This is a genomic window from Nitrosomonas sp. (assembly GCF_019635155.1).
Lineage (GTDB): Bacteria > Pseudomonadota > Gammaproteobacteria > Burkholderiales > Nitrosomonadaceae > Nitrosomonas.
In genome coordinates, this window is sequence record NZ_JAHBZY010000031.1 from 1 (window position 1) to 10672 (window position 10672).

Here is a 10672-nt window from a genome sequence, read left to right on the forward strand (position 1 = left end):
TCCAGGTTCAGGGCAGTCCTGGAGAGGATCAAAAGCAAAAGGTTGGTTGCTGGTCCAAAAATGGGGCTCTCGGTATGTTGCCGAGAGCCCCCTGTGTATTTCTAGATTGGCTCCCCATGCAGGACCAAAAAGGTCACTGGACCTGCGCGATCAGTATTTGCAATAACTAATGTTCCGCTAGGCGCAGGAAATGCCGAGTCGTACTAAAGGACTGGCTATTGTTAAGTGGTATCATCCCTGAAATTCTTCAGTGAGCCCGTGAACAGAAAATCAAGAACCGTCCCTCCGACAAGGATGTAAACTAAATGTTCCTTTGCGAAAGGCAATGAACACTTATCACACGTTAAGAATAAAAGCACTGCGATATAAACGAGGTTCAGAATAATGAAAAGCGGTCTTCCCTCCCCAAAATTTCCCTGGTCAATGGCATCGCACAAGATCCATAAAGTGAGAAAAATGATAGACCACATTGTGTACTCATAGCTTTGCTGCGTATCCTTAATTGTGTAACCGGCTATTGCCCACAACGACCACGCAATGATTGCTAATACAATTCCAAGGTCAAAAAATATAGATTTTCTGACTGTTTTCTGGAAGTAAACAGCATCATCCATCCACATCTTAATTCGGAAGAAGACAAAGAAAAGCAGAAAAGAAGCAAAGTCCCGAATCTGAAAGTGATCGATTTTAACAAGACCTACGAAGATAGCCCCTAAGGCTATGGAGAGAAACGCATTATTAAGTGCACTGCGCACTTTCACATTTCACCACAAGTAACTAATCTTACTAATGGGCACATGACGGTCTTGCCGCGATATGAATATGACATATTAATGGGCGCTCATTGATTTACACCTGAATTTCAAATTGTTGAAGACAATCTGATCCAGGTCAGAAAAGAATGAGAGCAAATTTAATTCCCAGTGTTACATTTCAACGTCTGGCGAAAATAGTTCTAGCATGCCCAGCGGACGGGATTAGGGGCGATTTATCCCTCTTTCGTTAGCGGAACGACTGCAGGGTTCATGGGTTGTGCCTGTGGGTCATAAGTTCCGATGGGAATGGCCCCTTTTCTGAACCTTTCAAGGCGACTAGTGATGCTATCTACGAACCACCTTTCTTGAGAGTATAAGTGCCTTTCAAGGAATTTCTCGCCTAAGCCGGCAAGCAACATAAACTCGAACCTCGATAGTTGCCCCTGACGTGTGCCAGATGCGAGGCGACTAAGGCGATCACTGTCATAGGGGCTTATGCATTGATCAATCTGGGCGAGCGATGTAAAGCCTAGTCTTAACAGGAGACGTACATACCAATCATATGAAAAATCAGACATTCTGCCATCTGATCCGAGACGACGATCGAGGTATGATTTCAGTGCGATAGGCGTGATTTCTACTGCGTCAAGTTGGCCGGCCTCGATCGAACGTTCCGCTCGTTGATTAAGATCCCGGTCTGCATCCTGAATGGCTTGGAACTCACGGTCTGCGATTTCAAGCAAACCTGCGAGGGCCATGAATCGCCGCCGAATGTCACGAGGAATAGCGGCAGATGACTTGTACTGAATATCATGTTCGATCTCTGCCCATGTGTGCTGCAAGATTGTTCGTAGTTGGACTTCGGTTTTGGCCTTGTTAAATTGCTGGTACTCTGGAAGAGCAATGCGTGCGTCACTGAAGGCTACGAGGTAGTGAACACTCTTGTAGCCGAAACGTTCTTCTTCAATAAGGGCCTCGCCTTTGTCAAACTGCTCGATAACCGAGAATTCAGATTTGAGCATGCTATCTATTGCTTCGATAGTACGAGGGAAGAACGTGATGATTCGAATGGCGGCGAGGTCTGTTATTTGTTGAAGTGGATCTGAATACATCGGTCGATTCGGATCCTGCTGGGATGGTTTTGACGCTTTTTTTCCGAAGCTCTTCGGGTCCTTCGCTCGCGCCTCTATAGAATGAACTCGTATGCTTCGACGTTTTAGCGCTTCTTCTGCTATGCGCTTGGTAGCGTTGGCCAACTGTTCGTAATAGCCAACTACACGGAGATATTCGCTGACAGCGCGCTGCTCATGCCGGGTGAAGTCGAATGGTTCCGGCTGCGTTTGGATCTCTTCGCCCATATTCCGATAAACCTACATGGAGCAATTCGGATCTACTGTTGCCGAGATAGATAGCGAGGCGCTCTTCCTCGGGAAAAATATCTTTCTCTTATCCTCTCTAGGGAATAATCGGCGGGGGGAGTCTATACTTTCGCCACAACATGGTCAAATCATACTAGGCTGACCTATAAAGGCTGTATCAGTATGTCTGGCCGACAGAGCCATCTACTATCTGGGATAGGGAACTGACTAGAAGGATGTTTCGTGAAGGCGATTGTGGGCGTCATAAGGGGGATGATGCCGCCTGATCCGGCGAAAGCCGGACAGGCGGAAAGGCCCCGTCTCAGTAACACGGGGGACTAGGGATACATAAGAAGGCGTTTGGTCGAGGTGCTGTCTCACTTGATTGATATGATCAAGTAAGATGATGATAAATCCGTTGGTTGCCCACGTCTGAATACTTCGCTCATGGCCGCAATGACTCTGTAAGAAATTGCTCGTCGTAACTTGCATAAATTTCGGTGCCAAACGCCAGAAATAATCTGCCAAGGCTTGGAAGTCCGTTTGCGCAATTCAGATCCCTTAAGAACCGTCTTCACAATTTTTATGAAAGCAACGGAAAGACACCCTTAAAGCCTAAGCCCACGCTCATCAAGAATTCTTAGCGCCTTGCGTAGATTTTCCTGTATTCGTGCCCATTCCAACGGGGCCCGCTCTTGCGTATACTCCTGCAGGGCCGCCCGGTAGGCTGTTACGGCCTCCTCCAGCCTCGTCGTGCCCGCCTCCCGTACCCCCAAGATGCTCAGTGCAATGGCGAGATTGTTCTGCGTTCCTGCCCAGTCCCAGGGAACCCGCTCTCGCGTACGCTCCTCCAGGGCCACCCGGTAGGCCGTTACGGCTTCCTTAAGCCGCGCGGTGCCCGTCTCCCGTTCCCCTAAGCTCCTTAGGACATTGGCGAGGTTGCTCTGCGTCCCTGCCCAGTCTAAGGGAACTCGCTCTCGCGTGGTTTCCTCTAAGGCCGCCCGGTAGGCTGTTACGGCCTCCTCCAGCCGCGCCGTTCCCGCCTCTCGCTCCCCCAAGATACTCAGTGCAATGGCAAGATTGTTCTGCGTTCCTGCCCAGTCTAATGGAACCCGCTCTCGCGTGCGTTCCTCCAGGGCCGCCCGGTAGGCTGTTACGGCCTCCTTTAGTCGCGCCGTGCCTGGCTCTCGTTCCCCCAACATACTCAGCGCAATGCCGAGATTGTTCTGTGTCATCGCCCAGCTCAAGGGTACGCGCTCTCGCCTATGCTCTTCCAGGGCCGCCCGGTAGGCTGTTACGGCCTCCTCCAGCCGCGCCGTTCCCGCCTCCCGCTGGCCCAAACTCTTAAGGGCATTGGCGAGATTGTTCTGTGTCATCGCCCATTCCAAGGGGACGCGCTCTCGCGTATGCTCTTCCAAGGCCGCTCGGTAGAGCGTTACGGCTTCCTCCAGTCGCGCCGTTCCTGCCGCCCGTTTTCCCAGAGTGCTTAGGCCACTGGCGAGTTTGTTTTGCGTTCGTGCCCAGTCCAAGGGAAAGCGCTCTCGCGTGTATACTTCCAAGACCGCCCGGTAGGCTGTTACGGCCTCCTCCAGCCGCGCCGTGCCTGCCTCTCGCTCCCCCAAATCGCTCAGCGCAGTACCGAGATTGCTCTGCGTGATCGCCCAGTCCAAGGGAAACGGCTCTCGGGTATATACTTCCAAGGCCGCCTGGTAGGCCGTTACGGCCTCCTTCAGCCGTGTTGTGCCCGCCTCCCGTTTTCCCCAAATGCATAGAACATTGGCGAGATTGTTCTGCGTTCGTGCCCACTCCAAAGGAACCCGCTCTCGCGTGTATACCTCCAAGGCCGCCCGGTAGGCCATTAGCGCCTCCTCGAGCCGCGCTGTGCCCGCCTCCCGTTGGCCCAAGATGCTCAGCGCAATACCGAGATTGTTCTGTGTCATCGCCCAGCTCAAGGGAGCCCGCTCTCGCGTGTATTCTTGCAACGTTTCGCGGAGGATTTGCACCGCTCTGCTCAATGATTTTGAGTCACCACTTTGCTCGCCGTATGTTGTAGCAGCCCTTCCAAAGATGAGTTTAGCTTGGGCAATTGCACTTGGAGTCCAATCACTCTGCGTGGGGATTCGTTCAAGTAAACTTTGCACGCGATCGAGAAAAGGTTTGAGACGCTCAGCCAGGTAGTTGCCCTTTTGTTCCTCGAACCTTGAATATTGAGAAGTGACTAATAGAAAAAGCAGTTCTTTAAGGTGATTCCAGAATACTTCCGGAAGCGACAGATCATCAGTAAAAGAGTACTTTGCCCCCTTTTGCATGGAGTCGCTCAGACTCAAGGTCGTCCAATATAGTTTGGGTATGGATCTCCCTTGAAGGGTTAAGACGTTGCCCCACAGGATGGCATGGGCACCAGATTCAGTTAAGTAGGATTTTGCGCGTATATGAGCATTCTTGATACTTTCGGGGGAGCCAGCATCAAATTCGATTGTGCGATCGAAGGCCAAGACACGAATTCCATCAAACTCCGTTAAGGATTCATAGATTAAGTTTTCCACGTTTCTCTGCTCATCGTTGAGCAAATGGGCGACGCCGATTGAGAACCGATATGGATCGGCTTTCGGTAGGCGGCGCCCTTGCTCGCGACCAGCCGCGTTGAGAATCTTATCCCTCGCCCATTCATATGGATCGCCTTCTCGGCTAAAAGGCTTTGCAATGTCTCCATGGACAAAGTCCATTGCATAAGGCGCATCATCGGCTCTAGTCTTCGCGTACAGTCGGTCCACGATATGGAACAATCCCCAAAGTCGCTTCTTCTCATAAGCGGCGTAGGATCTCGGAAAAGAGGCACTGGCGGCATCTCGTGCGCGTAGCAACGCTTCCCACTGATTATCAAGCGTCTGAAGAAACGTATTGCCGACGGCGGATCGCAAATCGTCGAATTGGGGATTAAAAGTGCCCCACGCTACGAACCTCGCGAGGGGAGAGCCTTGGGCAGGCGTAGATAGAAATAGAACGGCTCGCACTTGACGCAATGTTTTAATTGAATGCTCATTGTCCAAGTCTAGTAACATCCGCTTGGCAATCAACCCGCCCATACTATGGGCGATGAAATAAATCTCCTTATATCGATCATAGAATCCCCGGTCCTTAAACTGTTGCGACAAGCGTGTAGCTGTCTCTTCGATATTGGCTCCTCTTCCGAGAAAAGTGGTGGGATAGCTTACGACATAGACATCGAAGCCAGAGAAATCTGGATCTTCCGCTAGCAGGGCCGGCCAATATGCTCCACTTTTTTTATTGAACCAGGTGTCATGAGCATTGCCTGTTATCCCATGGATGAACACAATCAATTTCGCATGATGTTCCTCCCTGATAAATTTAGAGGTTTGTGGTGCATCGGGCCGTTTAAAGAATCGAAGAGGAAGCAAAAACACGAATGACCTCAATTTGTCGCGGTGTGATTGGCGAGAGGCTGCCCAGACTCCGTAAAGGGGCGATAATGGCCGAGGAAAAAAAGGGTGTCAACGGTCAGGTCATTAGTGTCTCTGAAATACTCCTCTTACACATGGTGATGAGAGCTCCGACAGTACATAGTTAAAAGGGTCGAACAGTCACCTTCGGCATGTCGATGGCAATGATTTCTTGCTTTCATCGTCGGCGGCTACGCGGGCGCATCCTGGGGGCAGGGGGGTGTCATCAGACTCTCCCCTTCTAGTTCCTACCGATTCAACAGGCTCCTAAACCGACTCCCCTAAACCCTGCTTGACCTAATATGTAACTATATGGTAACGATAAGCCCATGCATATACGGAAGGTTCATGAATCGTCGAAGCCACAGTTGGAGATGCCCGATATCGTGGGTCTGCCGCGCAATTGGGACATTCTCATCGAGTTTCTTCGTCAACGACGCTACACCTCAGGCGATGTCGAAGCCTGCATTGGCGTCTCTCGCAAGGTTTTGAAGGATTGGGATGGGGCGGGCATTTTGTCTCAGCTCTATCAGGGGCTCGGATCAGGCAGAGGGGATGAACGGTTCGGCAAATGGCGGCTTTTTTCCATTTTCGACATTTGGAACCTCGCTTTTTATAAGCGCCTCCGGGATGTAGGGATTGATATCGCGCGGTTGCGAGGCGTGAAAAAGGCGAACCCAAACGAAGTGTTCGAAGGAGGGGCGATTCAGTGGTGGTTCTATCAAGCCCTTCCCTCTTGGATCTATCGCCAGCCGTACTGGGTGCATAGCGACCTCGAAAAAGATATCGGTTATACCTCCATCGAGCGAAAAAACGCCGCGATTTATTTCGTTCGCATCGCCCACATCGAGTCGATGGGAGGGGATCTATTTATCACTGTGAACCTCGTTCCGCTCATGGATAGGGTCATGGCTTTGAACGGTCCTCTTCATCTGACTTTGGAGAAAACAAAGGGGATCATGGTGCAGGTTGAGGGGCAAGAGCTTCGGCTAGAACCTTTGCCGAAACCTGAAGAGACATGATTTCGGAACTGGGTACATACAAACTACTCCTGCACGGCATCGACACGGTGCAGTGTGCCTACTATCTGACGCCACCTGCCTCGAAGCATCTCGACTTCAGAGCCCTCGCGGTCATTAAAGAACAGCTTCGAATGAGTAAAAGCCGTGAACCTCGCGCAGTAACATTTGGAGATACCGAATTTTTCATCTATCCCTACGGCAGCAGCTCGGGCTACCCGTTCGTGCTGTCTAACGAAGATTTCAAAATTGAACTGGGAGAGTTTAACAACCCGTCCTGTTTCGTGACCTATCGAAGCCAAGCTTTGTGGCGACAACCAGCGTCAACGCTCCATAACAAGTTTGTGTCCTGGGCCACGTCGGTTGGCTGTGAAATGCAGCAGCCCGAAAGCCTTTCGCGGGTGGATTTCTGCTTCGACTATTCCCTAGCTGAGCGGGACTTTGACGCAGATTCCTTCGTGAGTCTGTCCGACAAAGATAGCCAACATCGAGAGAACGGCAACGTTCAGACTTTTACCTTGGGCAAGGGGGATGTGGTGCTCCGGGTCTACGATAAGATCGCGGAAATCCGGCAGCAAAGTGCCAAGGTCTGGTTTCACGAGTTGTGGGGCCAAGATGAGCATGTTTGGCGGATCGAATGGCAGGTCCGGAAGGCATTTCTGAAAGGGTTCTCGATTCGAACGTTTGTGGATCTGCAGGAGCGGCAAGGGGCCTTGCTGCACTTTTTATCTGAAAGCCACGATACGTTGAGGATTCGGACGGAGGACACAAATCGGTCGAGGTGGCCTCTGCATCCTCTGTGGATTGATCTCCAGCAGCGGATTGCTGCCCTGCACATGCTGGAAACCAAGCACCTTGACGGAAAAGAGCTGGTCCTCGATGAACGGCTCATGAGGCTCACGATCAGCATCTATGGTTACCTGAAGCGGATGGCGGCAGTCTCCTGCGTGAAACAGGAACACGAGATGATGACGGAAGAAGAGGCCTACCAGCTTCTTGGAGAGCGGCTGCATCGTCTGTTTGATCCATTGAGCTGGAAGGCCGATGTGCGCAAGCGCATGAAGGCCATTGAGTTGGGGGAATGGTGAAAAAGGCTGAGGTGCTTAAACTAGTTCACGGTCATGTGACGCATGTGTTGCTTGTGGCCCAAGCTTCATTGCCGTCAAGCCAGTTCCAGGCCTTTCGGACGGTGGTGCTTAATGAATTCGGGCGGAATGGGTTGGAAGGTGAGTTGGAGCGGTTAGAGTATCAGATAGGGTCTGAGGAACGGAACGGATTGGGCCGGAATACATGATGCACGAAAGGTGGTGGCCCATGCGTGTCCCATGAGATTCAACCAAATGAGGTAACAGTCCGTTTCGACCTTGAATTGACCGATGTGACCGATGCCGAGCTCGCATTGATTGAAGCGTCTCTCGGTGATCTGATTCAAGCGGTGGTATTGAACCAAGAGGAAGAGGGGGTGAGGTCATGATTGTAGCGCTCTATGCACGGGTCTCGACGAGCAAACAGGCGGACAAGGATCTGTCGATCCCTGACCAACTCAGCCAGATGCGGGCCTGGTGCCAGACTGGCGGCCATACGGTTGGTGCCGAATATGTCGAGTCGGGAGCCTCGGCTACAGATGACAGACGGCCAGTGTTTCAACGAATGATCACCGAAGCCTGCGTCAGCCCTTCTCCTTTTGAAGCCATTGTCGTGCATAGTCTCTCCCGGTTCTTCCGGGATTCACTCGAATTCGGTCTCTATGAACGGAAATTGAAGCGGTACCAGGTTCGTGTTCTGTCGATCACACAGCAGACCAGCGATGATCCTTCCGGCGAGATGATTCGGCGGATCTTCAGCGTGTTCGACGAGTACCAGAGTAAGGAGAACGGGAAACATACCTTGCGGGCTATGCGCGAGAACGCCAGGCAGGGCTTCTTTAACGGCTCGCGTCCTCCGGTCGGCTATCGAACGGTAGAAGTGCAGCTTCCCGGCAATAAGGGAAGGAAACGACAGTTGATCGTGGAGGAGAGCGAGGCGGTCGTGGTCAATCGGATTTTTCACTGGTACCTGCATGGAGAGCGAGGGCAAGAACTTGGCCTCTACGGAATAGCTGCCCGATTGAATGCGCAGGGCATCCTTATTCGGGGCCGTCAGTGGACGAAGGGGCGCATCTATGAGGTATTGACCAATCGCGCCTATATCGGGGAGCACTATTTCAATAAATATGAAAAGCGGGGCGGGGCTGTTCGGCGGATGAAGCCTCGGCAGGAGTGGGTGCCGGTCAAGGTCGATCCCACTGTGAGCCAGGAGCTGTTCTTGGCCGTGAAAGAGAAGTTGGAATCGCGCTCCCCTGAAAAGGTTCCGCCACGGGTTGTCAATTGCCCTACGCTTCTCACTGGGCTGCTCAAATGCGGGGCTTGTGGGGCCGGGATGACGCTCGCAACGGGCAAAGGTGGGAAGTATCGCTATTACAAGTGTTCAAGCCGGATTCTTAAAGGGAAGGACACCTGCACGAGCGAAAACCTTCCCACAGAGCTGGTTGATCGCCTGGTCCTCTCATCCTTGGCGGATCGAGTCTTTACGCCCTCACGAGTTCATACGATGTTGGAAGGGCTGAGGAAGCGTCTGAGCCGGTCGCAAACCGACCAGGATGGCAAGGTCAAGCAGCTGACCAGAGAATTGGAACGTGTGCAGCAGAGCAGCAATCAGCTGTATGAGGCTGTGGAGAAGGGTCTTCTCCCAATGGATTCGACGTTGACCGACCGAGCAAATAAACTGCAGGCGCAACGGCAGGCACTATTGACTGAAATAGCCGGGTTTCGAAGGCTCAAGCAAATGCCGCTGGATGCCTTGGGTGAGAGGAAGGTACATGCCTTCACCAAGATTCTACGAGAGCGATTGATTGAGAAGGATCGGGGTTTCAGCAAAAAGTATCTCAAGCTTCTCGTCGATGAGATCCGGTGTCTCGATAAACAGCTTGTGATGAAAGGGAGCTATGCGGCGCTTGCCAAGATGGTCGGAGAAACTAAAAAGGGCACCCCAGAGAGTGGAGTGCCCAGTTTTGGTCTAGATTGGCTCCACGGTCTGTCTCCGATTCGGACCTTGAGATTTGAGCTTGTGAGAAGCGCTTGAGGTTAAGTGGATTCACGACGGAAAATTAATTGGCGACTAGGCTGCTGGGAATCATTCCGATTCCATCGTCTCTAAACCATAGTCAATTGGTGGAGAATCATGAAAGGCAGTGATCAAAGACTGAATGACCATTTTCATTGGAGCCCAATCCTGCGAATCAAGCAGGTTCTGATCTTCTCTCGCCTGTTCAAGCTTTTTCAAAAACAAACTTTGCAGTTCGCCTTTTTGAGTGATTTCTCCCTGGTATTGCTTCAACTTGGCATCATACCCTTTCCACTGAATAGGCACCAAATCGCCGGATGATCTTCTCAAAATATCTTCGCCAAAAAATAATTCTAGACTGCATGCAAAGCCATTGATATCCATCAGTACAGTTGTCGTCCCTGTTGACGGACCCAGAGTAGGATAATTCTCTGCCAACACGAGACGCGGAAGAAAAATGATCCTCGCATTTGATGGAAGCGATGATGTTATAGCTGATTGAACTGCCGAATGAGCAGCAGTGTCATTATCAAGTAATGCTACAACTCGGTTAGTAATGCCTACTGATACAAGGGCTTTAAACGTATTCACGACATTTCCTGCCCCACCAGGAACAGCCATCGTGTCAAAATCGAGAAATGAGAAATAGTCCATGAGGCCAGGACGCAGTAAACTGAGAGCGCCTTTAATAGCCCGTTGATCGGTGCCTCCTTCCGTCAAGACAATTATTTTTCTGGTTGTCGCATATCCTCCGTCGAGATTTTCTTCGGAGTAATTAGCCAGTCCTTCGGCATCTCCGAAATCATCAATCAGGTCAGACAGGTCATAAACAATAGGGATATCACTGGCGAGTACCTCGCACACCGTGCGAAGAAAAAGCCGAGGGTCATAACTTGGGAATGCGTAAGGAGTGTCGAAACTCTCAGTCCGCACATACCACATCAACAACTCATCTGGCGAACAATCCGCCTGGGGGA

Annotated in this window: 8 protein-coding genes; 4 read left to right on the forward strand and 4 right to left on the reverse strand. The window is 51.4% G+C overall.

All coding sequences use genetic code 11. The features are described 5' to 3' along the window. Window positions 1–221 precede the first annotated feature (221 nt). From KF839_RS14280 to KF839_RS14290, 3 genes are all read right to left on the reverse strand, one after another. The gene (locus tag KF839_RS14280) at window positions 222–761 is read right to left on the reverse strand and encodes a hypothetical protein (RefSeq protein ID WP_292918500.1); all 540 of its coding nucleotides are present in this window, start codon (window positions 759–761) and stop codon (window positions 222–224) included. A 227-nt stretch (window positions 762–988) separates the two neighbouring features. After that, entirely contained in the window at window positions 989–2113 is a 1125-nt protein-coding gene (locus KF839_RS14285; RefSeq protein WP_292918501.1) for a GTP pyrophosphokinase, read from the reverse strand. Between the two features lie 608 nt (window positions 2114–2721). Continuing rightward, window positions 2722–5538: an alpha/beta hydrolase gene (locus tag KF839_RS14290; protein ID WP_292918502.1), complete on the reverse strand. Its 2817-nt coding sequence runs from the start codon at window positions 5536–5538 to the stop codon at window positions 2722–2724. A gap of 410 nt (window positions 5539–5948) precedes the next feature. Here KF839_RS14290 and KF839_RS14295 point away from each other — a divergent pair, with 410 nt between their 5' ends. From KF839_RS14295 to KF839_RS14310, 4 genes are all read left to right on the forward strand, one after another. Further along, entirely contained in the window at window positions 5949–6596 is a 648-nt protein-coding gene (locus KF839_RS14295) for a MerR family transcriptional regulator (protein WP_292918503.1), read from the forward strand. Then, a complete protein-coding gene (locus tag KF839_RS14300; RefSeq protein WP_292918504.1) occupies window positions 6593–7681 on the forward strand; it encodes a hypothetical protein in 1089 nt (362 codons plus the stop codon). The genes KF839_RS14295 and KF839_RS14300 overlap by 4 nt, the downstream gene beginning before the upstream one ends. Window positions 7682–7911: 230 nt before the next feature. Further along, window positions 7912–8067, forward strand: a complete 156-nt coding sequence (locus KF839_RS14305) for a hypothetical protein (protein ID WP_292918505.1) — start codon at window positions 7912–7914, stop codon at window positions 8065–8067. Beyond that, window positions 8064–9713 carry a recombinase family protein gene (locus KF839_RS14310; RefSeq protein ID WP_292918506.1) on the forward strand — a complete coding sequence of 550 codons (1650 nt, stop codon included), beginning with the start codon at window positions 8064–8066 and terminating at the stop codon, window positions 9711–9713. Before KF839_RS14305 ends, KF839_RS14310 begins: the two co-directional genes overlap by 4 nt. 51 nt (window positions 9714–9764) lie before the next feature. Here KF839_RS14310 and KF839_RS14315 read toward each other — a convergent pair. Further along, a partial coding sequence (locus KF839_RS14315; protein ID WP_292918507.1) for a hypothetical protein occupies window positions 9765–10672 on the reverse strand: 908 nt, incomplete at its 5' end.